Here is a 24,428-nt window from a genome sequence, read left to right as displayed (position 1 = left end):
TGTCACAATGGACTTATCTAATTTAAGACCGGCTGACGGATCAAAACATAGCGATAATTTCAGAAGAGGTCGTGGACACGGCTCAGGAAATGGTAAGACTGCTGGTAAGGGACACAAAGGTCAGAAAGCTCGTTCTGGAGCTCCGAGACCAGGTTTCGAAGGTGGACAGATGCCATTATACAGACGTATTCCTAAGAGAGGTTTCACTTGCAGAAACTCTAAGGAAATCGTTGGAATCAATGTCAGTGCTCTTGAAGTATTTGACAACGATGCAGTAGTTTCTGTTGAAACTCTGATTGAAGCAGGAATCGTAAAACATGCCAGAGATGGTGTTAAAATTCTTGGAAATGGAGAGTTAACCAAAAAGCTTACTGTTCAGGCAAATGCATTCAGCGCAGGTGCTGTAGAAAAGATTGAAGCTGTTGGTGGAAAAGCAGAGGTGATCTAATGCTACAAACATTCCGTAAAGCATTTCAGATTGAAGACATACGGAGAAAAATATTGTATACCCTTGCAATGCTGTTTGTAGTAAGACTCGGATCTCAGCTTCCGACACCGGGAGTTGATCCGACCTATATTCAGAATTTCTTTGCGAACCAGACCGGTGATTCGTTTAACTTTTTTAACGCTTTCACCGGCGGTTCGTTTGAAACGATGTCCATCTTTGCATTGAGTATTACCCCGTATATCACATCTTCCATTATCATCCAGCTTCTTACAATTGCAATTCCAAAGCTTGAGGAAATGCAGAAAGAAGGGGAAGATGGAAGAAAGAAGCTTACCGCATTAACTCGTTATGTGACAGTTGTGCTTGCTCTGATTGAATCTACAGCTATGGCTGTTGGATTTGGACGTCAGGGACTTCTGGAAAAGTTCAATTTTGTAAATGCTGCAATTGTAGTTCTTACATTAACTGCAGGATCTGCATTCCTTATGTGGATCGGGGAACGAATTACAGAAAAAGGAGTGGGAAATGGTATTTCTATCGTCCTGCTCATTAACATTTTATCACGCATTCCAAGTGATATGACCTCACTGTATGAGAAGTTCATCAGCGGCAAAGGTCTTGCCAGTGGAGGACTTGCAGCAATCATCATCATTGCAATCATTCTCGTACTTGTAGTATTTACGGTAATACTTCAGGATGCGGAGAGACGAATTCCGGTTCAGTATTCGCAGAAAGTACAGGGGAGAAAATCAGTAGGTGGACAGTCAACGAACATTCCGCTGAAGGTTAATACCGCCGGAGTAATTCCGGTTATTTTCGCTTCATCTATTATGCAGTTCCCGGTTGTAATTGCTTCATTTATGGGCAAGGGCAACGGAAAAGGCATCGGAAGTGAAATCCTCAGAGGCTTAAGTTCAGGAAACTGGTGTAATCCGAATAAGATTTACTATTCCTGGGGACTTATAGTATATATCGTACTTACGATTTTCTTTGCATATTTCTATACGAGCATTACTTTTAACCCGTTGGAAATTGCAAATAATATGAAAAAAAGCGGTGGATTTATCCCAGGTATCAGACCTGGAAAACCTACTGTGGACTACTTAAATAAGATATTGAATTATATTATCTTTATTGGTGCATGCGGACTTGTAATTGTACAGGTAATTCCGTTTGTGTTCAATGGTGTGTTTGGAGCGAATGTATCATTCGGGGGAACTTCTCTGATCATTATCATCGGTGTTGTTCTTGAGACACTCAAACAGATTGAGTCTCAGATGCTCGTTCGTAATTACACAGGATTTTTGAATGTCAAAGGAAAATCTATGAAAAATAGTTTTCTTGGATATTAAAACAATTGTAGCCCGTTGTCTTTTAGAGTATAATCAAAGACAACGGGCTCTTTTGCCATTATGACATTTGAAGGAGGAATAGTAAAATGAAAATCATTATGTTAGGTGCTCCTGGTGCAGGAAAAGGTACACAGGCAAAAAAAATTGCCGCTAAGTACGGAATTCCTCATATTTCAACAGGAGATATTTTCCGCGCAAATATTAAGAACGGAACTGAACTTGGAAAGAAAGCGAAGACTTATATGGATCAGGGACTTCTTGTTCCGGATGAATTGGTCGTAGATCTTGTTGTAGACCGTGTGAGTCAGGATGACTGTACGAAGGGATATGTACTGGATGGTTTTCCACGTACAATTCCACAGGCTGAGGCGCTTGATAAGGCACTGGAAGCGAAGGGCCAGAAGATGGACTATGCAATCGATGTAGATGTTCCGGATGAAAATATTGTAAAGCGTATGGGTGGAAGACGCGCATGCGTAGGATGTGGCGCAACTTACCATCTTGTATATGCTGCACCGAAGAAAGACGGAATCTGTGATGTCTGCGGAGGAGAACTGATCCTTCGTGATGATGACAAACCGGAGACAGTTGAAAAGAGGCTGCATGTATATCATGATCAGACACAGCCGCTGATCGATTATTATACAAAAGCGGGAATTCTGAAAAGCGTTGATGGAACAGTGGATATGGAAGATGTATTCGGAGCCATTGTTTCTATATTAGGAGAGTAACAGATGCCGATTACGATTAAATCAGAAAGAGAAATTGAACTGATGACAGAAGCCGGAAGGATTCTGGGGATCGTACATAAGGAACTGGAGAAGGCATTAAAACCAGGAATGAGTACACTGGATATCGATGCATTAGGTGAAGAAGTTATTCGCAGCTATGGCTGCGAACCTTCTTTTCTGAATTACAATGGATATCCGGCGTCTATCTGTGTTTCTGTAAATGATGAAATCGTTCATGGGATTCCGTCAGCAAAGCACCTCATAAAAGAAGGTGACATTGTGAGCCTGGACGCAGGAGTGATCTACAAAGGTTATCATTCCGATGCTGCAAGGACACATGCTGTCGGTGAGATCAGACCGGATCTTCAGAAACTGATCGATGTAACGAGGGAAAGCTTCTTCGAAGGAATAAAGTTCGCAAAAGAAGGCAATCATCTATATGATATATCCCGAGCAATCGGTGATTATGTGGAAAGCTTTGGATACGGTGTTGTCAGGGAACTGTGTGGACATGGAATCGGGACCAGTCTTCATGAATTACCGGAGATTCCGAATTTCCAGATGCGAAGAAGAGGACCGAAGCTGAAAGCCGGAATGACACTGGCAATTGAGCCGATGGTCAATCTCGGAACAGAGCGGATTCGCTGGATGAGTGATAACTGGACGGTGGTGACGGCAGACAGAAAAGAATCAGCACATTATGAAAATACAATTCTGATCACAAAAGACGAACCGAAGATCCTGTCGATTGCAGATGGAAATGTATAACAGAACAGAGGAACAGAAAATGGATAGATGGGAAACAGGAATGCTTGCGAAATCTCTGGCCGGTCATGATAAAGATAAGGTATACGTGATCGTCGGACTGGATGAACAGTTTACATATCTTGCAGACGGGGAGAGGAAAACGCTTCAGAGTCCAAAGAAAAAGAAAAAGAAACATGTACAGCTCATTAGAGAACAGCATGAGATTTCCGAAGCGGATGATGTAAAGCTGAAACGGATATTAAAAGAATATAAGATGTCAGAAAAGAAGGAGGACAAATAAATGTCTAAAGCAGATGTAATTGAAATCGAAGGAACAGTAGTAGAAAAACTTCCGAATGCCATGTTTCAGGTAGAACTGGAAAATGGACATCAGGTACTTGCACATATCAGCGGAAAGCTGCGTATGAACTTTATCAAAATTTTACCGGGTGACAAAGTTACTCTGGAACTGTCACCATACGATTTATCTAAAGGAAGAATTATCTGGAGAGATAAATAAAATATTACTTGACAAAACCAAAAACCAGGTGATATAATTTTATGCGAACTGTGCGAAGGACTTTTTCTGCGCACAGGGGGAAAATGCAGACCAGGCAAGGTATGAAAGGAGGATTTGACGTGAAGGTTAGATCATCAGTAAAACCGATTTGCGAAAAATGCAAAGTTATCAAGAGAAAAGGAAGCGTCAGAATTATCTGCGAGAATCCGAAACATAAACAGCGTCAGGGATAGGTTCTGAACACTTAATGAAAGCAAGCCACAGGCGCAGCTTGAATTTAGTGAGAAGACCGCTCCCAAGCCTTAGTGACGACGAGCCGTAGGCGACAGAGGAACTTAGGCGCACGGAGCAGCGAAAGACAGATTTATGTAAACTTAATTAGGCGGCTGATAGAGGATACGCCAGGGTGTGTGTAGAGCGTTATCCACTATTTAATATACATGAACACCACGGGCAAGTGGTTTCTAGTATATTGCTTAAAAACCGGCGGTCATTAGCCGAGAGATCGGTTGCCGGAAAGGATGCGGATACCGAACCGCATCTGGGCTGGGATATCGGACGTGTCTGAGGCATTGGATACATTTTGAAAAGTCCGGTAGGGCTCTTTTTGATAACGGGATGCCCGCAGCCTCATTATAGGACAATGTGAAACCAAAAAAAGAAAGAAAATGGAGGAAATCACAAATGGCTCGTATTGCAGGTGTAGATTTACCAAGAGACAAACGTGTAGAAATCGGATTGACTTATATCTATGGAATCGGAAGAACAAGTGCAACCCGTATTCTCGCAGAAGCAGGAGTTAATCCTGATACTCGCTGCAGAGATCTTACAGACGACGAAGTTAAAAAGATCAGTGCAGTGATCGATGAAACTCAGACAGTTGAAGGTGATCTTAGAAGAGAGATCGCTCTTAACATCAAGAGACTTCAGGAAATCGGATGCTATAGAGGAATCCGTCACAGAAAAGGACTTCCGGTTCGTGGTCAGAAGACAAAGACCAATGCAAGAACAAGAAAAGGTCCTAAGAGAACAGTAGCAAACAAGAAGAAATAATTTCGACAAATAATAAAAAGGAAAGTGTAGGTTAGTTTAAATGGCTAAGAAAGTTACAAAAAAAGTGACAAAAAAACGTGTCAAGAAAAACGTTGAACGCGGACAGGCACATATCCAGTCATCTTTCAATAATACAATCGTTACTTTGACAGATGCACAGGGAAATGCTTTATCATGGGCAAGTGCCGGTGGTCTTGGTTTTAGAGGTTCAAGAAAATCTACTCCATACGCAGCTCAGATGGCAGCTGAAACAGCAGCTAAAGCAGCTCTGCCGCATGGTCTTAAATCAGTAGACGTATTCGTAAAAGGACCAGGTTCAGGAAGAGAAGCAGCAATCCGTGCTCTTCAGGCATGCGGAATTGATGTAACAAGCATCAGAGACGTAACACCGGTACCACACAATGGATGCCGCCCGCCGAAGAGAAGAAGAGTCTAGTCGAATTATTATAGGAGGATACGAACATGGCAGTAAATAGAGTCCCGGTTCTTAAAAGATGCCGTTCCCTTGGAATGGATCCGGTATATCTTGGAATTGATAAAAAGTCTAACAGACAGTTAAAGAGATCCAATAGAAAAATGAGCGAGTATGGTCTTCAGTTGCGTGAAAAACAGAAAGCTAAATTCATCTATGGTGTATTAGAAAAACCGTTCCTGAATTACTTCAAGAAAGCAGATCAGATGAGCGGAATGACAGGTGAAAACCTGATGGTTCTTCTTGAATCAAGACTGGATAACGTAGTATTCCGTCTTGGATTTGCAAGAACAAGACGTGAAGCAAGACAGATCGTTGATCACAAACAGGTTCTTGTTAACGGAAAACAGGTTAACATCCCTTCTTACCTCATTAAAGCAGGTGATGTGATCGAGATTAAAGAAGGTAAAAAATCTTCACAGAGATACAAAGATATCGTAGAAGTTACAGGTGGACGTCTTGTTCCGGAATGGCTTGAATCAGATATCGAAAACCTGAAAGGAACAGTTAAAGAACTTCCTACTCGTGAAGCAATCGATGTTCCAGTTGACGAAATGATGATCGTCGAGTTATATTCTAAATAGAACGCATTCATATAAAATGCAATACTTAACGAACCTGATTTCTGGGTTCGTTAAGGTTCTGTTAGGAAATATCCTGTTTTTTATCGAAAACAGGACAAAAACTGACACCCTCAACATACAAAAACCCATAAGGAGGGACCAAAATAGTGTTTGATTTTAATAAACCTAATATTGAAATTGCAGAAATTTCAGATGATAAGAAGTATGGCAGATTTGTTGTAGAACCACTTGAAAGAGGATATGGTACAACACTTGGAAACTCTCTGAGAAGGATTATGCTTTCTTCTCTGCCGGGAGCTGCAATCAGCCAGATTAAAATCGACGGAGTATTGCATGAGTTCAGTTCTATTCCGGGCGTAAAGGAAGACGTAACTGAAATTATCATGAACTTAAAAACACTCGCAATTAAGAATTCTTCCGAGACAGATGAGCCGAAAACAGCTTACATCGAATTTGAGGGAGAGGGCGTAGTTACAGCTGCTGATATTCAGGCAGATTCTGATATTGAAATCATGAATCCGGAAACTGTAATCGCTACACTTAACGGCGGTGCAGACAGCAAGCTTTATATGGAACTGACTATCACAAAGGGAAGAGGATATGTAGGTTCTGATAAGAATAAGACAGAAGATATGCCGATTGGTGTGATTCCGATCGACTCTATCTATACACCGGTTGAGCGTGTAAATCTTACAGTTCAGAATACTCGTGTCGGACAGATTACCGATTATGATAAACTCACACTTGATGTTTATACAAATGGTACTCTTGCACCGGATGAAGCAGTCAGCCTTGCTGCAAAAGTATTAAATGAACATCTCAAGCTCTTTATTGATCTTTCTGAAGTTGCTCAGTCAGCGGAAGTTATGATTGAAAAGGAAGACGATGAAAAAGAAAAAGTTCTTGAAATGAGTATTGATGAACTTGAACTTTCTGTTCGTTCATACAACTGTCTGAAGAGAGCAGGAATCAATACTGTAGAAGAACTTACAAACAGAACATCAGAAGATATGATGAAAGTTCGTAACCTTGGACGTAAATCTCTTGAAGAAGTTCTTGCTAAATTAAAAGAACTTGGTCTTGAACTCAGCCAGGGAGACGAATAAGGAGTTCCCGTTTCGCATGTGAATACAGGCAGAAACACTGACACACGATCTGGCTAGTAAGCCCGATGAAAGCATAACCAGATGGCATATCCGCAGTAAGACCGAAGGTGCATGCCGGTATGTCCCGAATAATGGAGGATTAAAAAAATGGCAAAGTATAGAAAACTTGGAAGAACAGCAAGTCAGAGAAAAGCATTACTGAGAAATCAGGTAACGATGCTTCTTCAGCACGGAAAAATCAGAACAACAGAAGCTAAAGCTAAAGAAATCCGTAAGATCGCAGAAGGTCTTATCGCTTCAGCTGTAAAAGAAAAAGATAACTTCGAAGAAGTTACAATCAAAGCTAAAGTTGCTAAGAAAGATGCAGAAGGCAAGAGAGTTAAAGAAGTAGTAGATGGTAAGAAAGTTACTGTATACGAAGAAGTTGAAAAGACAATCAAAAAAGACAACCCGTCAAGACTTCATGCAAGACGTCAGATGCTGAAAGTACTTTACTCTGTAACAGAAGTTCCGACTGCTGCAGCTGGAAAGAAGAAAAATACAAAAGAAGTTGATCTGGTAGACAAACTGTTTACAGAGATCGCTCCGAAGTATGCAGACCGCAACGGCGGATACACAAGAATCATCAAAATTGGACAGCGTAAAGGTGACGCTGCAATGGAAGTTATTCTTGAGCTTGTATAATCAAATGAGATCGAAAGCCACAGGCATTTATGCCTGTGGTTTTTTGTATATATAGTGAGCCGGTCTGCTCGATTTCTGCCTTTCTTTCTGATAAAAGTCAGTGTATAATAGAAAACATCTGAAAAGAATGTCCTTTAGCAGACGTGAAGGAGGAACGACATGGGACGTGTAGGACGATTTATTTTAAAGGTTGCGGCAGTATTAATATTGATTGTATCGGCGGGTACATTTGCACTTTCTTTATTTACGGGAGAGACAAGAAATGGGGATAATCTGCAAAGCGAGTTCGATTATCTGATCACAGTGGGAATTTCACAGAGTGGAGAAGAAAGCTCATGGAAGGATGCAAATACAGCGTCTTTTATGGATACATTTGTCAAATCAAACGGCTATGAAGCGGTGTATGCAGATGCAGGTAGCGATCAGGAAAAACAGATTGAAGATGTGGAAGGATTTATAAAACAGGGCGTGGACTACATCATTCTGAATCCGGTTTCGGAAATTGGTTGGGATGATGTGCTGGAAGATGCAAAAAAGGCACATATTCCTGTAATCCTTGTGAATAACGGTGTTGATACGGATGACAGCAGTCTGTATTCGTGTATGCTTGGAAGTGATTACGGAAAACAGATGAAAAAGGCAGGAAAATGGTTGGATGAATATCTGAAAGAAGAGGACGAGAAAAAGGCAGAGAAAGAAAAGGCGGCTTCTGAGGCACCGACTCAGGAAGAATCGGAACAGACGGACAGTGAAGATACGGAAGTAAATACAGACAGTTCAAAAGCGACAGATAGCAGTGCATCCATTTTTGATAAAATTATGAAAAGCAGTTCAACGGCGAAGGATGAGACGGATTCGACAGAGGAGGAGCAGACAGAAGAAGACATTACCATCAAGATCGCCGCGATTCAGGAATCCATCGGCTCGGAAGAGCAGCTGATGAGAGCGCAGGGATATCAGACTATGCTGGAGAGGTATTCGGACTGGGAGATGGTGGCACAACAGACCGGTGACAATTCCAGAGAAGGGGCAGAGAAAGTCATGAAACTATTTCTTGAGCAGGAACCGGATTTACGGGTAGTGTTTGCGGAGAGTGACGAGATGGCACTGGGAGCCATCGATGCGATCGGGAAATCAGGAAAGACCTGTGGAGAGGACGGAGATATTATTGTGATTTCATTTGGTGGAAGCAAAGCGGGGATCGAAGCTGTAAAAGAAGGTAAATTGAATGTAACCTTTGAATGCAATCCTGGCCAGGGACCGAAAGCGGCAGAACTGATCCAGAGACTGGAATCGGATATTTCCATTGATAAGGAACAATACGTGGAAGAAACATATTTTGACGGAACTATGGATTTGGATGAAATTATAGAAAACAGAACATATTAAAGGCAGGAAGAAGAATGATAAAAGTATTTTTGGTTGAAGATGAAATTATTATCAGAAATGGGATCAAGAACAGTATTAATTGGGAAATGCATGGATATGACTTTGTCGGAGAGGCAAGTGATGGAGAACTTGCGTTACCGATGATTCTTGAAAAGAAACCAGACATCCTGATCACGGATATTAAGATGCCTTTTATGGATGGACTGGAACTCAGTGAGCAGGTTAAAAAAGTACTTCCGGCTACGAAAATCATGATTCTGAGTGGATATAATGAGTTTGATTATGCAAAGATGGCGATTAAGATCGGTGTAACCGATTACCTTCTGAAGCCAATTTCTTCAGAAAAATTGTTGGATGCAGTTAACAAAGTAGCAGAAGAAATCCGGAAAGAGCAAAGCGAAAAAGAGCAGATGAATCAATATGCCCGTGAAATGCAGGAAAACAAAGAAAGTGAAAAGTTTCAGTTTTTCAATCAGGTGTTTGCAGGAAGTATGCCATTTGGAGAATGTCTGGAGCAGGGAAAGCAGCTGGGAATTGAAATCAGTGCAGAGGGATATTGTGTGATCCTCTTTAAGATCATTATGATCGATCATCCGATGGATTATAGCGAGGATATTGTAAGTGCAACTGAAGATATAGAAAATCTGAGTGAGCAGACAGAAAAGCTCCTGTGGTTCCGGAGAGGTGTAGAAGGATGGGGATTTATTGCACAGGGAGCTGTTGGTGAAGAACTGACTGCGAGAGCTCAGACATTTAGGGAAGATCTGGAAAAAGTTCTGGAAAAATATAAAAATCTGGAATATTTTGGAGGAATTGGAAGTCAGGTGGGGAGGTTCAGTGAGATTAAAAGATCCTACAATGATGCAAACAGAGCCTTTGCGGAGCGTTTTTCGAGAAGTTTGAGACAGTTTGTGAGTTATTCAGAGGTTCATCAAGTGGAGGTTCAGAATGACGTTGAGATGCACAGACTCGGAACCATGGCGGAGAATCGGAAAATGCTGGAGCGTTTCCTGAAGACAGGAACGGAAAATGAAGTAAAAAGCTTTATGGATGCATATTTTGATGCAATTGGTGAGCAGAACCTGCAGTCGATGATGTTGAGACAGTATATTGTAATGGATACTTTTATCAGCGTCCAAAGTCTGGGAGACAGTTTGAACATTGAAAAAGAAGATATTGAAAGAGAGCTTGGCGATGTGCAGGAGGTATCGCAGTATGTGCAGGAACTGGAGGCAACGAGGAAGTACCTGGAAAATATAGTCAGACGAATGATCCGGTTAAGAGAGCAGGCATCGGGCAGACGCTATTCAGAAATTATTGAAAAAGCGAGAGATTATATCGGACAAAATTATATGTCAGAGAATATTTCACTGAACCTGGTGGCTTCGAGCGTCAACATCAGTCCGAGCTATTTCAGCTCTTTGTTTAGTCAGGAGGTTGGCTCAACCTTTGTAGAATATCTGACGGGTGTTCGTATGGAAAAAGCAAAAGAGCTTCTGATGTGTTCGGATAAGAGGACATCGGACATCGGATATGAGGTGGGATACAAAGATTCCCATTATTTCAGCTATATATTCAAAAAGACACAGGGATGTTCGCCGAAGGAATTCCGTTCAAGAGGAAGGGGATAAAATATGAAGGTGAAATATAAGAACTGGTCGATCAATAAGAAACTGCTTTCCATTTCGCTGTCAGCATTTCTGCCAATGGTAATTCTGGCCGCCTATTTGATCGTGTCTTTAAATAATGCGGCATCAGCTTATTCTGAGATTACAAAAAGTATTGCCTATGCCAACCGTTATGTGAAAGACTTTAAAAGTCGGCTGGACTATAGTGTGTATCTTGCTGTGGTAAGTAATAAGCAGCTTAAGGAGGTCGGAGATGGAGTTACAACGGTAAATGGAGTAGTGACGGTGAATCCATACGACTATATTACGGAGATGGAAGAGGCGTGTGATAAGATGACGCAAAATGCGACGGTTCCGCTCACCCAGTCACAGGCGGGACGTATTAAAAATTCACTGTCTTCACTCCGTTTTTGTGTACAGGATCTGGATAAACAGATTAAAGAACGGACTTCTTATGATGAGAGAATGGAATATTTTAACAGTAATGTCAAAGATCTGACGACACTGGTACAGACCGGAATCCAGGACTATGTCTATCTGGAAACTTCCAATTTTGTGACTGTACAGACGGAACTGAACCGGAATAACCGTAATTCGACCATTTTGGCGGTCGGAGTAGCAATTGTTGCGATGAGTATTTCCCTGCTGCTCAGTGGACGAGCAGCACGAAGTGTGACAAGACCGATCCGCGATCTGTGTGATCTGACAGAGAAGGTTGCCGGTGGTGATTTCTCTGTAAAAACACAGGTCGAAGCAGGGGACGAGATTGCGGTGCTCACGCGGAGCTTTAACGATATGACAGAGGAAATCGGGATTCTGGTAGATGATATCCGGAAAAAACAGGAAAATCTCAGAATTATTGAGAACCGACTTCTGCAGGAACAGATCAATCCACATTTCCTTTACAATACTCTTGATGCCATTGTCTGGCTTGCTGAGGAAAATAAAAGTGCAGAGGTTGTGAAAATGGTAACCTCGCTCTCTGATTTTTTCCGCACAACCTTAAGCAAAGGACATGATTATATTACAGTGAAAGAAGAGCGGACGCATATTGAGAGCTATCTGGAGATCCAGCAGTTCCGCTATCAGGATATTCTGGACTATGAGATCCAGATGGATGAGGAGATCTACGGCTACATTATACCGAAGCTTACACTGCAGCCTCTTGTCAAAAATGCGCTTTATCATGGAATTAAGAATAAGCGGGGGAAAGGTAAAATCCTGATTACCGGTAAAAAGCAGGGAGATAAAATCATTTTCCAGGTCATTGACAATGGAAAAGGTATGACAGAGGAAGAACTGAACAGTCTCCGGAAAAAGATGGCAGGGACGGATACAGGAGATGAAGCGAAGGGCTTTGGTGTATCGAATGTGAACCAGAGAATCAAGTATTATTACGGGGAAGAATACGGAGTGTTCTTTGAAAGCAAGGAAAATGAAGGCACAAATGCGACGATCATCATAGCAGCTAAAAATATTCAACTTCCATCATAAAAAAACTAACTTTTTCACGGAAAAGCAGAAAATATTCTACCAAAAGAGGAAGATTTTCCGTATTAAAAGTATGAAAATTTTATTATTATAAGTACATCAAGAGGTTAAGAAAACCCAATGAAGGAGGAACATGTAAAATGAAAAAAAGAAAAGTGTTAGCAGTATTGTTATGTGCAGCGATGACAGCAGCTTTAGCAGTTGGATGCGGTGGAAGCAAAGGATCTGACAGCAGCGACAAGAGCAGTGATTCATCAAGCTCATCCGATGATGTGATCACAGTAGGCTTCTCACAGGTAGGTGCAGAATCTGACTGGCGTACAGCAAACTCTCAGTCAATGAAAGACACATTCAGCAAAGAAAACGGATATGACCTGATCTTTGATGATGCTCAGCAGAAACAGGAAAACCAGATCACAGCAATCCGTAACTTTATCCAGCAGGAGGTTGATTACATTCTTCTTGCACCTGTTACAGAGACAGGATGGGATACAGTTCTTCAGGAAGCAAAAGATGCAGACATCCCGGTAATCATCGTTGACCGTATGGTTGATGTATCTGATGACAGCCTTTACACAACATGGATCGGAACCGATGCTCTTTGTGAAGGTCGTAAAGCAGCTGAATGGCTGAACGGATTTGCAGAAGCAAAAGGAATCGCAGCATCTGATATCCATATCGCTGATATCCAGGGAACAATCGGATCTACAGCTCAGATCGGACGTACAAAAGGTCTTGAAGAAGGTGTTGACAAATACGGATGGGATCTTGTAGCTCAGCAGACAGGTGAATTTACACAGGCTAAAGGTCAGGAAGTTATGGAGTCTATGCTGAAACAGTATGACAACATCAACGTAGTATACTGCGAGAACGATAACGAAGCATTCGGAGCAATCGATGCAATCGAAGCAGCAGGTAAGACAGTTGGATCTGATATCGCTAACGGCGAAATCATGGTAATTTCATTCGATACAACACATGCAGGACTTCAGGATGTTCTTGATGGAAAGATCGAATGCGATGTAGAGTGTAACCCACTTCACGGACCACGTGCTGAAGAACTTATCAAAAAACTTGAAGCTGGCGAAGACGTTGATAAACTGAACTATGTAGATGAAGAAATCTTTGCTCATGATGACACAGTTAAATCTGTAAAAGCTACAAACAGCTTAGACGAAGAAAAAGATTTTGATGTAACACCACTTACACAGGATATTCTTGACAAACGTGCATACTAAAATGCATTAGGAAAGTCGGATATATAATTTGACAGACACATAAGGGTGAATGAATAGAGAGGCGTGGTAGATAATAATCGGAATGTGCCGGATATTTATACTACGCCCTCTTTATTGAAAAAAGGAAAGCAGGTGGAAGAGTATGGAGGGTAATGTTGTACTTACAATGCGGGATATTTCCAAGACATTTCCCGGTGTAAAAGCATTGCAGCATGTTGATTTTACACTTCGCAAGGGCGAAATTCACGCTCTGATGGGTGAGAACGGTGCAGGTAAATCTACACTGATCAAGGTTCTTACCGGTGTACATGAATTTGAAAATGGCGAGATCCGTCTGGATGGAAAAGACGGTCCGATTATTAATAAATCACCTCAGGACGCACAGAACAATGGTATCAGTACTGTATATCAGGAAGTTAACCTTTGTCCGAACCTGACGGTGGCAGAAAATCTGTTTATTGGACGCGAACCAAGAAAAGCAGGATTTATTGATTGGCGTACAATGAACAAACGTGCAACAGAATTGCTTAAGAGTCTTGAAATTGATGCTTCAGCTACCCAGAAGCTGGAAGAGGTTTCTCTGGCAAGACAGCAGATGATCGCAATCGCACGTGCAGTTGATATGAAATGTAAGGTTCTGATCCTTGATGAGCCAACTTCATCTCTGGACGATGATGAGGTTGCAAAACTGTTCAAACTGATGAACAGACTGAAAGATGAAGGTGTAGGTATTATTTTCGTAACACACTTCCTGGAACAGGTATATGAGGTCTGTGACAGAATCACAGTTTTACGAAATGGGGAACTGGTTGGCGAATACGAAGTCAAAGATCTGCCAAGAGTTATGCTTGTTGCCAAGATGATGGGTAAAGACTTTGATGATCTTGCAGATATCAAGGGAGATCATGCAGAACTCAAAGAATTCATCCCGGTTATCGAGGCAGAAGGACTTAGCCATAAAGGAACGATCAAACCGTTTGATATGACGATCAACAAAGGTGAGGTTGTCGGATTTACAGGACTTCTTGGATCCGGACGTTCGGAACTTGTCCGTGCAATTTATGGAGCTGATAAAGCGGATTCCGGTAAACTGAAAGTTAACGGAAAAGAAGTGAAGATTCATGCTCCGATCGATGCAATGAAGCTTGGTATGGCATATCTTCCGGAAGACAGAAAGAAAGATGGTATCATCGCAGATCTGTCTGTCCGTGAAAATATTATTATCGCACTTCAGGCGAAAAAAGGTATGTTCCATCCAATGAGCAGAAAAGAAATGGATGAAGCAGCAGATAAATATATTAAGATGCTTCAGATTAAGACAGCAAGCCGTGAAACTCCGATCAAGAGTCTGTCAGGTGGTAACCAGCAGAAGGTTATCATTGGTAGATGGCTTCTTACCAATCCGGATTTCCTGATCCTGGATGAACCTACAAGAGGTATTGATATCGGAACCAAGACAGAGATCCAGAAACTGGTACTTGATCTTGCAGATCAGGGAATGGCGGTTGCATTTATTTCTTCAGAAGTAGAAGAAATGCTCCGTACCTGTTCACGTATGGCAGTTATGCGAGACGGTAAGAAGGTTGGAGAAATTTCCGGTGATGAATTATCACAGGAAGGTATCATGAAAGCAATCGCAGGAGGTGAAGAGTAATGAGCACAAATAAATCAACATGGAAAAAGCTTACCTCTATGAGGCTTTTCATGCCACTGGTGTGTCTGCTTGCAATCATTATCGTAGCTACAATTACAATTCCGGGCTTCTTAAGCATGTCTCTTAAGAATGGAGTTCCATACGGATATCCGGTCGATGTGATCAACCGTGCATCCGAGCTGGTTATTTTGTCAGTTGGTATGACACTTGTTACAGCAGCTTCCGGAGGACAGGACATCAGTGTCGGAGCTGTTATGGCAGTCGCAGGAGCCGTATGCTGCCAGATCCTTTCCGGTGGGGAAGTATCTGTAAACTCTCTGTCAGCACCGATTATCGTTGCATTTCTTGCAGCACTGGTTGCTTCAGGAATCTGCGGTGCATTTAACGGATTTCTGGTTGCAAAGCTGAATATTCAGCCGATGGTTGCGACATTGATCCTTTACACAGCAGGACGTGGTATCGCCCAGCTGATCACAGACGGACAGATTACATATATCCGTGTGAAATCTTATCAGGTATTCGGAAGCTATGCCGGAAAATTCCCGATTCCGATGCCAGTTGTAATTGCAATTATCGTAGTTATCATTGCATATGTTATTTTGAAAAAGACAGCTCTTGGACTTTATATCGAGAGCGTTGGTATTAACGGAACCGCATCCAGACTGGTCGGACTTAATTCAACCATGATCAAGTTCCTTACTTACCTGATCTGTGGTGTACTTGCAGGTGTTGCAGGATTTGTGGCTTCCAGCCGTATCTACTCAGCAGATGCCAACAACATTGGTCTGAACCTTGAAATGGATGCCATCCTTGCAGTTGCCCTTGGTGGAAATGCCCTTGGTGGTGGTAAGTTCAGCCTGATGGGATCTGTGATTGGAGCTTATACAATCCAGGCACTTACAACTGTTCTTTACGGATTGAATGTATCAGCCGATCAGCTTCCGGTCTACAAGGCAATCGTTGTTGTAGTTATCGTTGTCCTTCAGAGCCCGGTATTCAAGAAATTTATTGCAGTACAGAAAGAAAAAAGAACATCAAAGGCTGCAGTGAAAGGAGGAGCTAACTAATGAAAGCAAAAGTATCCGGAACAAAAAAGAAAATTAACGGAACGACATTCCTCCTTATGATTACAATTTTACTGTTTGTTGTAATGTACGCAGCAGGTATGGTCGTATTTAACGACAAAGGTTTTGCAAAACCGCAGATGTTCCTGAATCTGTTCATTTCCAATGCAGGTCTTCTGGTTATCGCGATGGGCGAAACGATCGTTATGATCACAGCCGGAATCGATATCTCAGTTGGTTCTGTTACAGCACTTGTATGTATGGTTGCTGCAAACCAGATGGAAAATCACGGTGCAAGCGCTTATACCGCACTTCTTATGGCACTGGTGATCGGACTTCTCTTTGGTCTGGTTCAGGGATTCCTGGTATCTTATCTGGAGATCCAGCCATTCATTGTAACACTGGCAGGTATGTTCTTTGGACGTGGTATGACATCAATCATCAGTACAGATATGATTTCTATCAAAAATGCAACTTTCATGGCATGGGCTAAATACAAAATTTACATGCCGTTTGGTTCTTACAGTAAGAGGGGAAAATTCCTCCCGGCATATATTTATCCGACAGTTATCATTGCAATCATCGTTCTGATCGTAATCATGATCGTTATGAAGTATACAAAATTCGGACGTTCTGTATATGCGATCGGTGGAAATGAACAGAGTGCACTTATGATGGGACTGAATGTTAAGAGAACAAAAATGGCTGCATACCTTCTGGACGGCTTTCTTGCAGGACTCGGCGGATTCCTTTTCTGTATGAACAGCTGTGCCGGATTCGTAGAACAGGCAAAAGGTCTTGAGATGGATGCGATTTCAGCAGCCGTTATCGGGGGTACACTACTTAGTGGTGGTGTCGGAACTCCATTCGGAACCCTGTTCGGTGTACTGATCAAAGGAACGATTTCCAGTCTGATCACTACACAGGGAACACTTTCAAGCTGGTGGGTACGAATCGTACTTTCCGCACTCCTCTGCTTCTTCATCGTTCTGCAGTCTGTATTTGCAAGCCTGAAGAAGAAAAACTAAAGAAAGAACAGTACTTGAAATATTACAGGCGAAAAGAAAAAACGACGGGTATTGACGGAAACTTTTTAATTGCCTATAATAAAAAAGTAGGATTTAAACACCGGATGTTCATATCGTACATCCGGTGTTCTTTTTGTAAGTATTGAGTATAAAGGGGAAGGAGGAAGATGAGATATGAAAATAGGGATTGCGAATGACCATTCTGCAGTGGATATGAAAAAGCAGGTGGTAGAGTATCTTGTGGAAAAAGGATATGAAGTTGTCAATTACGGAACTGATTCTTATGAGAGCTGTCCTTATCCGAAATATGGGGAAAAGATTGGAAAAGCAGTTGCAGATGGAGAAGTGGATCTCGGAGTTGCAATCTGTGGAACCGGTCTTGGAATTTCCATGGCAGCCAATAAGGTTCATGGTGTCCGCGCAGCGGTGTGTTCTGAACCGTATACGGCAAAGATGGCAAGAGAACATAATAATGCAAATGTGATTGCGTTCGGTGCAAGAGTAATTGGAATCGAGATGGCAAAGATGATCCTTGATACATTTCTTGGTGCAGAGTTCCTTGGGGGACGTCACCAGGATCGTGTAGATATGATTATGGCGATCGAAGAAAATCAATAGCGCGGATGAAAAACAACAAGAGCGGATAAAGGCAATGAAAAAGCTTTTATCTGCTCTTTTTGTGTATACGGTGAGCCAAGTACAGATTTGTGCTTGCACAAGAATCTGTATTTGGCGAATGTACATCATCGAGCTGTTAAGCGAGATAGTGTACAAAGTATACGAATCGAGTAGGAGTCAGCCTACTCGATTGTATATGGTGAGCCAAGTACAGATTGGCGCCTGCACAAGGTTCTGCATTTGGTGAAGGGAAGAGGTTACAGAAGTACGTGAATCGAAAAAAAGCTTGTTATACTTGTTTTGGTGGCGTCAAAAAACAATACCATATTATTTGATGTTTTATAAGAAGTGCACAAAAGATGCAAAAAGAAGAATACAAGTTAGGACCTCGATGAAAAACAAATATGTATTCAAGTTGTACACATATAATAAATACAACTTAGCAAAAACATACAAAAGTTGTACGATAATTTGTAACATATTACGGGTTGAAAATCAGGTGTTTCTTAAGGTATATTAGAGGTAAGGAGAGCAGCGGATTTGTACGTAAATCAGGGGGAAAAGAAGAAAAAAGTGAAAGAAACATCAGCAAAATATGAAGGAATTGTAAGATGGATCCGAGAACAGATTGAAGCGGAAGAACTGCAGCCGGGAGAGCGGATAGAGTCGGAATACCAGCTTTGTGACCGGTTTGGGGTAAGCCGTCAGACCGTCAGACATGCGATCGCTGTTCTGGAAAAAGAAGGTATGATCGAGAAACGCCGTGGAAGTGGGACTTATATAAAGGAAAGCGGCATCATCGGGGTCAGACGAAAAAAAACGATGCAGATCGCAGTGATGACAACCTTTGTTCAGGAATATATTTTTTCTGGTATTATTCAGGAAATCGAGAACAAGATGTCACGCGCCGGATATGGAATCCAGATTTCCATCACCAACAATTCTGTAGAAAAAGAACGTTTTATATTGAAAAGCATTCTGGATAAGAAAAGAGTGGATGGAATTATAGCAGAACCGACAAAGAGTGGCCTTCCTAATCCAAATCTCGATCTGTACAGGCAGATCATGGAGCAGGGAATCCCGGTGATTTTTATCAACAGCTATTATCCGGAACTGAAAGCGCCGCATGTAAGTCTTGATGACAAGATAGCAGGGAAGATGGCGACGAAATATCTGATCCAGTGCGGACACCGTGAGATCGCAGCGATTTTCAAGGCAGATGACGGGCAGGGACACAGAAGGTATGCCGGTTATATCGAAGCTTTAATGGAAGCAGATATCAGGATCGAAGATAAACGGATTGTCTGGATTGATACCGAAGATGTGCGCAATCGCAATATGCGTGAGGAGAGCAGCTGGATTTTAAGAAGGATTCAGGGATGTACGGCATGTGTATGCTACAACGATGAGGTTGCGAGCAACCTTGCGGCGACATGTCTGGAACAGAAGATCAAAGTGCCGGACAAGATGTCGATCATTGGAATCGATGATTCTGATCTGGCAAATTATTGCGAAGTACCACTCGCTTCTGTGAAGAATCCGATCCGGGAGCTAGCGAAGAAGGCAGCAGAAGAGATCCTTGATCTTATGCAGGAGAAAGAAGTGCCGGACAGTGTAGAACTGAAACCGGAGATTATCAACCGGAGTTCTGTAAAAATCATCAAATAAAAATATTTATCAAATCAAATATATTTTATGAAAGGAAAGGTAAAGAAAAAATGAGTGATGTAAAAAGTATGATCGAAGCGGGAAAGACTTCTCTTGGAATCGAGTTTGGTTCCACACGAATCAAAGCAGTTCTGGTAGGAGAAGATAATGCACCGATTGCTTCGGGAAGCCATGAATGGGAGAACCGTCTTGACAACGGTGTCTGGACTTACACATTAGAGGATATCTGGACAGGTCTTCAGGACTGCTACAGAGATCTTGCCGTAGATGTGAAGAAGCAGTATGACGTAGAGCTTACTACTGTCGGAGCACTTGGATTCAGTGCCATGATGCATGGATATATGGTATTTGACAAAGCAGGAGAACAGCTTGTACCGTTCCGTACATGGAGAAATACAATGACAGAGCAGGCAGCAAAAGAACTGACAGAATTATTCCGTTTCAATATGCCACAGAGATGGAGCGGAGCACATCTGTATCAGGCAATCCTGAACAAAGAAGAGCATGTAAAGGATATTGATTTTATTACAACGCTTGCAGGTTATGTACACTGGAAACTGACAGGAGAGAAAGTCCTTGGCGTTGGTGACGCATCCGGAATGTTCCCGATCGACAGCACAACACGTAACTGGAATAAAGAGATGCTTGCCAAGTTCGATGAACTGGTTGCACCGAAAGGATATCCTTGGAAAGTAGAAGATATCCTTCCGAAAGTCCTGGTTGCAGGTGAAAAGGCAGGAACACTTACCGAAGAAGGTGCAAAGCTTCTGGACCCAACAGGAAAGCTTCAGGCAGGCATTCCGGTATGCCCTCCGGAAGGTGATGCAGGAACCGGTATGGCAGCTACGAATAGCGTCAGAATCCGCACCGGTAATGTATCAGCAGGAACCAGTGTATTTGCAATGGTTGTTCTTGAAAAAGCACTTGAGAAAGTACATGAAGAGATCGATATGGTAACAACACCTGCAGGAGATGCCGTGGCAATGGTTCACTGCAACAACTGTACATCTGACCTGAATGCATGGGTAAATATTTTCAAAGAATTTGCGGAAGCATTCGGTATGAAAGTCGATATGAACGATCTGTTTGGAACTCTTTACAACAAAGCTCTGGAAGGTGATGCAGACTGTGGCGGTCTGATGTCTTATAACTTCTTCGCAGGAGAACCGGTTGTTGGATTTGATGAAGGACGTCCGTTATTTGTTCGTATGCCAGACAGCAAATTCAATCTTGCAAACTTCATGAGAGCAAATTTATATGCATCTCTGGAAGTCCTGAAAGTCGGAATGGACATTCTTCTGAAAGAAGAGAAGGTAGCCGTTGATGAGATTCTCGGACACGGTGGACTCTTTAAGACAAAAGGCGTTGGACAGAGCATCCTGGCAGCAGCACTTGACACACCGGTATCTGTTATGGAGACAGCCGGAGAAGGCGGAGCATGGGGAATCGCACTTCTTGCATCTTACATGAACAACAAGGCAGAAGACGAAGCCCTGGATGATTATCTGGATGCAAAAGTATTTGCAGGACAGAAGGGTACAAAGATGGATCCGGATCCGAAGGATGTAGAAGGATACAATGCATTTATTGAACGCTTCAAGAAGACGCTTCCGATCATGAAAGCTGCAACAGAGACTATGAAATAGAACCCGAAATATTTTACATAAACACAGGAGGCTAAAGCAATGTTAGAAGAACTGAAAAAAGAGGTTTATGAAGCCAATATGCTTCTGCCTAAGTATGGACTTGTCACATTTACCTGGGGCAATGTCAGCGGAATCGACCGCGAAAGCGGGCTTGTTGTGATCAAACCGAGCGGTGTGGATTATGACAAAATGACAGCAGATGATATGGTTGTTGTAGACCTGGAAGGAAACCGCGTGGAAGGCAACTTAAATCCGTCTTCTGATACGGCAACACATCTGGAACTCTACAAAGCGTTCCCGGATATGGGTGGTATCGTCCACACACATTCCCCATGGGCAACCAGCTGGGCACAGGCAGGAAGAGGAATCCCTTGCTACGGAACCACACATGCCGACTATATGTACGGTGAGATCCCATGTGTCCGCAATCTGACAAAAGAAGAAATCGACGAAGCATATGAGAAGAATACAGGAGTTCTCATTGTGGAACATTTCAAAGGTACAGAATACATGGCAATGCCTGCAGTACTCTGCAAAAACCACGGACCATTCACCTGGGGAACCGATCCACACAATGCAGTACATAATGCAGTCGTACTTGAAGAAGTAGCCAAAATGGCAGCCCGTTGCGAAATGATCAATCCAGACGTAAAACCTGCCCCACAGGAATTACAGGATAAACACTACTACAGAAAACACGGTAAAGACGCATACTATGGACAAGGCTAAAGCACTTAATGAATGCGAGCCGTAGGCGACACATGAATTTAGTGCGTTGCCTGTTCGGCGCACTTAGCGAGCGGGAGCGTATGCGACTGCGAGCTTAGTAAGACCGAACTTGTGTTGGAGAGATAGAGTAAATCAATCAACAAAGAAATCAAATAAAAAGGAGAATAAAAACATGTTAGTACAGAAAGATTACAAATTTTGGTTTTGCACAGGATCACAGGATTTATACGGAGATGAATGCCTCGCACACGTAGCAGAACATTCACAGATCATCGTAAAAGCCCTCAACGAATCAGGAATTCTTCCATACGAAGTAGTCTGGAAACCAACCCTGATCACGAATGAAGTAATCAGAAGAACCTTCAACGAAGCAAATACAGATGAAAACTGTGCAGGTGTTATTACATGGTGTCATACATTCTCACCGGCAAAATCATGGATCCTCGGATTAAAGGAACTGAGAAAACCATTACTTCACCTTCACACACAGTTCAACCGTGAAATCCCATACGACACCATCGATATGGACTTCATGAATGAGAACCAGGCAGCTCATGGCGACCGTGAATTCGGACATATTTTCACACGCCTTCATAAGAACCGTAAAGTCATCATGGGTTACTGGGAAGACAAAGAAACACAGGAAAGAATCGGTGACTGGATGCGTACAGCAGTTGGTGTCATCGAAAGCAGCCATGTACGTGTTATGCGTGTAGCTGACAACATGAGAAACGTTGCCGTAACAGAAGGTGACAAAGTAGAGGCTCAGATCAAATTCGGATGGGAAGTTGATGCTTACCCGGTAAATGAAGTTGCTGACGCAGTAGCTCAGGTTGGACAGGGTGATGTAAATGCACTTGTTGAAGAATACTATGACAAATATCAGATCCTTCTGGAAGGAAGAGATGAAGCTGAATTCAGAAAACATGTGGCAGTTCAGGCTCAGATCGAACTTGGATTTGAAAGATTCCTTGAAGCGAACAATTATCAGGCAATTGTTACACACTTCGGAGATCTCGGATCACTTCAGCAGCTGCCGGGACTTGCAATGCAGAGACTGATGGAAAAAGGATATGGTTTCGGTGCGGAAGGTGACTGGAAGACAGCAGCTATGGTTCGTGTAATGAAGATCATGACACAGGGTAAGAAAGATGCAAAGGGAACTTCCTTCATGGAAGATTACACATACAACCTTGTACCTGGAAAAGAAGGTATCCTGGAAGCTCATATGCTGGAAGTTTGCCCGACAATCGCAGATGGACCGATCAGCATCAAGTGCCAGCCGCTTAGCATGGGTGACAGAGAAGATCCTACACGTCTTGTATTTACAGCCAAAGAAGGACCGGCTGTTGCAACATCGCTTGTTGATCTTGGCGACAGATTCCGTCTGATCATCAACAGCGTAGACTGCAAGAAGACAGAAAAACCGATGCCGAAGCTTCCGGTTGCAACTGCATTCTGGACACCACAGCCAGACCTCAGAACAGGTGCCGAAGCTTGGATCCTGGCAGGTGGAGCTCACCATACAGCATTCTCTTATGACCTGACACCGGAACAGATGGGTGACTGGGCAGAAGAAATGGGAATCGAAGCTGTTTATATCGACAAAGATACAAAGATCAGAGATTTCAAAAATGAATTAAGATGGAATGAAGCTGCATATAGAAAATAAATGGCAGCAGATGAATTCTAAGGAAATAAAAACAGGCGACAGCTCTTCGGAGACTGTCGCCTGTTTTGTGTACAATAGTAAAAACTGTTTTTTGTTGTAATAAAAGTTTCTGGCAGGGTGCGCATCCGCGCGAAGATGTAGAATGACGCAGGAAACTGTGCACGAAGCCGGAATAGACCATAACATATTCTATCCAAAGTATGATTTATGCTGAAATCTCATAAGGTTCAAAAATTTTACGGAACAGCATGGACATCACATACGCATACACGGAAAATCCACATATACATCCGAATACGATTACGCAGGTTGCGGTAAACAGAGAATATACACAGAGAAATATCAGTGGTATCAACAAAATAATCAACAGGATGAAGCTAGAAAAATGCGTGAGGATCATATGTGGAATATGTAGCAAGATCTGGCGTGTAGTGAAATAAAAGCGCGCCAGAACCGGAAAGAAGTACAAAAAATAAATTCCAATAAAAATCACAAACAGAAAAGAAATCATACGCAAAACCAGATAAAAACTGCCTGACTGCTGATATGAGATCATAAGATTTCCGGATAAAAGTGCAAGGACCAGGGCAAACGCCCAGAAAGAAACGGTTGCCTGGCGAAAATTCGTTTTAAATGCCCGGAAATAATCTTTTGAGACATACGATTCTTCATTTCTGACCAGTTTCATAGCTGCCGAAAAAAGGGCGGTCAGAGAAGCTCCTAATGTGAACACTGGAAGACTGGTAATAACAAACAAAAAGTTGAGTAAAAGTAAATCAACTACTCTTGAGAAAAAATTCATTATTTTGTTATCCTGATTCATAAAATCACCTACTATTATTTTTTATATTAGCCATGAGCAAAACTCCACACATTCAGTATTTATGCGGATTTGCGAGGCATGGC

General features: G+C 42.3%; 25 protein-coding genes. 24 read left to right on the top strand and 1 reads right to left on the bottom strand.

Annotated elements, in window-relative coordinates:
• Positions 1-7: 7 nt before the first annotated feature.
• The 24 genes from rplO to araA all read left to right on the top strand — a co-directional run bounded on the left by rplO (position 8) and on the right by araA (position 23,522).
• On the top strand, positions 8-448 hold the full coding sequence (gene rplO / locus PGW42_RS14205) for a 50S ribosomal protein L15 (protein ID WP_008372558.1): 441 nt from the start codon (positions 8-10) through the stop codon (positions 446-448).
• Positions 448-1,800, top strand: coding sequence for a preprotein translocase subunit SecY (secY, locus tag PGW42_RS14200; RefSeq protein ID WP_055157798.1), 1,353 nt, complete (start codon positions 448-450; stop codon positions 1,798-1,800). Before rplO ends, secY begins: the two co-directional genes overlap by 1 nt.
• A gap of 86 nt (positions 1,801-1,886) precedes the next feature.
• The gene (locus PGW42_RS14195; RefSeq protein ID WP_022220188.1) at positions 1,887-2,531 is read left to right on the top strand and encodes an adenylate kinase; all 645 of its coding nucleotides are present in this window, start codon (positions 1,887-1,889) and stop codon (positions 2,529-2,531) included.
• A gap of 3 nt (positions 2,532-2,534) precedes the next feature.
• The gene (gene map, locus PGW42_RS14190) at positions 2,535-3,299 is read left to right on the top strand and encodes a type I methionyl aminopeptidase (RefSeq protein ID WP_270203895.1); all 765 of its coding nucleotides are present in this window, start codon (positions 2,535-2,537) and stop codon (positions 3,297-3,299) included.
• 19 nt (positions 3,300-3,318) lie between these two features.
• Positions 3,319-3,579, top strand: coding sequence for a KOW domain-containing RNA-binding protein (locus PGW42_RS14185; RefSeq protein WP_055157816.1), 261 nt, complete (start codon positions 3,319-3,321; stop codon positions 3,577-3,579).
• Positions 3,580-3,798: a translation initiation factor IF-1 gene (gene infA, locus PGW42_RS14180; protein ID WP_004607275.1), complete on the top strand. Its 219-nt coding sequence runs from the start codon at positions 3,580-3,582 to the stop codon at positions 3,796-3,798.
• Positions 3,799-3,917: 119 nt separating this feature from the next.
• Positions 3,918-4,031, top strand: a complete 114-nt coding sequence (rpmJ, locus tag PGW42_RS14175; protein ID WP_005339020.1) for a 50S ribosomal protein L36 — start codon at positions 3,918-3,920, stop codon at positions 4,029-4,031.
• 451 nt (positions 4,032-4,482) lie between these two features.
• Positions 4,483-4,851, top strand: coding sequence for a 30S ribosomal protein S13 (gene rpsM / locus PGW42_RS14170; protein WP_022220186.1), 369 nt, complete (start codon positions 4,483-4,485; stop codon positions 4,849-4,851).
• Between the two features lie 40 nt (positions 4,852-4,891).
• Positions 4,892-5,287: a 30S ribosomal protein S11 gene (rpsK, locus tag PGW42_RS14165; protein WP_008372572.1), complete on the top strand. Its 396-nt coding sequence runs from the start codon at positions 4,892-4,894 to the stop codon at positions 5,285-5,287.
• A gap of 26 nt (positions 5,288-5,313) precedes the next feature.
• Entirely contained in the window at positions 5,314-5,907 is a 594-nt protein-coding gene (gene rpsD, locus PGW42_RS14160) for a 30S ribosomal protein S4 (RefSeq protein WP_022220185.1), read from the top strand.
• Positions 5,908-6,053: 146 nt separating this feature from the next.
• Positions 6,054-7,013, top strand: a complete 960-nt coding sequence (locus PGW42_RS14155; RefSeq protein WP_008372575.1) for a DNA-directed RNA polymerase subunit alpha — start codon at positions 6,054-6,056, stop codon at positions 7,011-7,013.
• A gap of 147 nt (positions 7,014-7,160) precedes the next feature.
• Complete coding sequence (locus tag PGW42_RS14150; protein ID WP_117558532.1) at positions 7,161-7,697, top strand: bL17 family ribosomal protein; 537 nt, start codon at positions 7,161-7,163, stop codon at positions 7,695-7,697.
• Positions 7,698-7,856: 159 nt separating this feature from the next.
• A complete protein-coding gene (locus PGW42_RS14145; RefSeq protein WP_270203894.1) occupies positions 7,857-9,086 on the top strand; it encodes a substrate-binding domain-containing protein in 1,230 nt (409 codons plus the stop codon).
• A 14-nt stretch (positions 9,087-9,100) separates the two neighbouring features.
• Entirely contained in the window at positions 9,101-10,717 is a 1,617-nt protein-coding gene (locus PGW42_RS14140; protein ID WP_270203893.1) for a response regulator, read from the top strand.
• 3 nt (positions 10,718-10,720) lie between these two features.
• Complete coding sequence (locus PGW42_RS14135) at positions 10,721-12,208, top strand: sensor histidine kinase (RefSeq protein ID WP_270203892.1); 1,488 nt, start codon at positions 10,721-10,723, stop codon at positions 12,206-12,208.
• A 137-nt stretch (positions 12,209-12,345) separates the two neighbouring features.
• Positions 12,346-13,443 (top strand): ABC transporter substrate-binding protein, encoded by a 1,098-nt coding sequence (locus tag PGW42_RS14130; RefSeq protein ID WP_117834863.1) that lies wholly within the window; start codon positions 12,346-12,348, stop codon positions 13,441-13,443.
• Positions 13,444-13,585: 142 nt separating this feature from the next.
• Complete coding sequence (locus tag PGW42_RS14125) at positions 13,586-15,097, top strand: sugar ABC transporter ATP-binding protein (RefSeq protein WP_117823726.1); 1,512 nt, start codon at positions 13,586-13,588, stop codon at positions 15,095-15,097.
• Complete coding sequence (locus PGW42_RS14120; protein ID WP_117823727.1) at positions 15,097-16,164, top strand: ABC transporter permease; 1,068 nt, start codon at positions 15,097-15,099, stop codon at positions 16,162-16,164. The genes PGW42_RS14125 and PGW42_RS14120 overlap by 1 nt, the downstream gene beginning before the upstream one ends.
• The gene (locus PGW42_RS14115; RefSeq protein WP_270203891.1) at positions 16,164-17,189 is read left to right on the top strand and encodes an ABC transporter permease subunit; all 1,026 of its coding nucleotides are present in this window, start codon (positions 16,164-16,166) and stop codon (positions 17,187-17,189) included. Before PGW42_RS14120 ends, PGW42_RS14115 begins: the two co-directional genes overlap by 1 nt.
• Before the next feature lie 174 nt (positions 17,190-17,363).
• Complete coding sequence (gene rpiB / locus PGW42_RS14110; RefSeq protein ID WP_022220180.1) at positions 17,364-17,807, top strand: ribose 5-phosphate isomerase B; 444 nt, start codon at positions 17,364-17,366, stop codon at positions 17,805-17,807.
• Between the two features lie 540 nt (positions 17,808-18,347).
• Positions 18,348-19,475: a GntR family transcriptional regulator gene (locus tag PGW42_RS14105; RefSeq protein WP_243006414.1), complete on the top strand. Its 1,128-nt coding sequence runs from the start codon at positions 18,348-18,350 to the stop codon at positions 19,473-19,475.
• Between the two features lie 50 nt (positions 19,476-19,525).
• Entirely contained in the window at positions 19,526-21,121 is a 1,596-nt protein-coding gene (locus PGW42_RS14100) for a xylulokinase (RefSeq protein WP_270203890.1), read from the top strand.
• A gap of 39 nt (positions 21,122-21,160) precedes the next feature.
• Positions 21,161-21,850, top strand: coding sequence for an L-ribulose-5-phosphate 4-epimerase (gene araD, locus PGW42_RS14095; protein ID WP_022220177.1), 690 nt, complete (start codon positions 21,161-21,163; stop codon positions 21,848-21,850).
• A 172-nt stretch (positions 21,851-22,022) separates the two neighbouring features.
• The gene (gene araA, locus PGW42_RS14090; RefSeq protein ID WP_022220176.1) at positions 22,023-23,522 is read left to right on the top strand and encodes an L-arabinose isomerase; all 1,500 of its coding nucleotides are present in this window, start codon (positions 22,023-22,025) and stop codon (positions 23,520-23,522) included.
• Positions 23,523-23,727: 205 nt separating this feature from the next.
• On the opposite strand, the gene PGW42_RS14085 is transcribed toward araA, so the two are convergent.
• Positions 23,728-24,345 carry a YesL family protein gene (locus PGW42_RS14085; RefSeq protein ID WP_270203889.1) on the bottom strand — a complete coding sequence of 206 codons (618 nt, stop codon included), beginning with the start codon at positions 24,343-24,345 and terminating at the stop codon, positions 23,728-23,730.
• Between the last annotated feature and the right edge of the window lie 83 nt (positions 24,346-24,428).

The organism is Coprococcus sp. TM115-187 (genome assembly GCF_027679115.1).
Taxonomy (GTDB): Bacteria; Bacillota; Clostridia; order Lachnospirales; family Lachnospiraceae; genus Allocoprococcus; species Allocoprococcus comes.
Note: the sequence above shows the minus strand (reverse complement) of the source record. Positions and strands in the feature narration are given on the sequence as shown.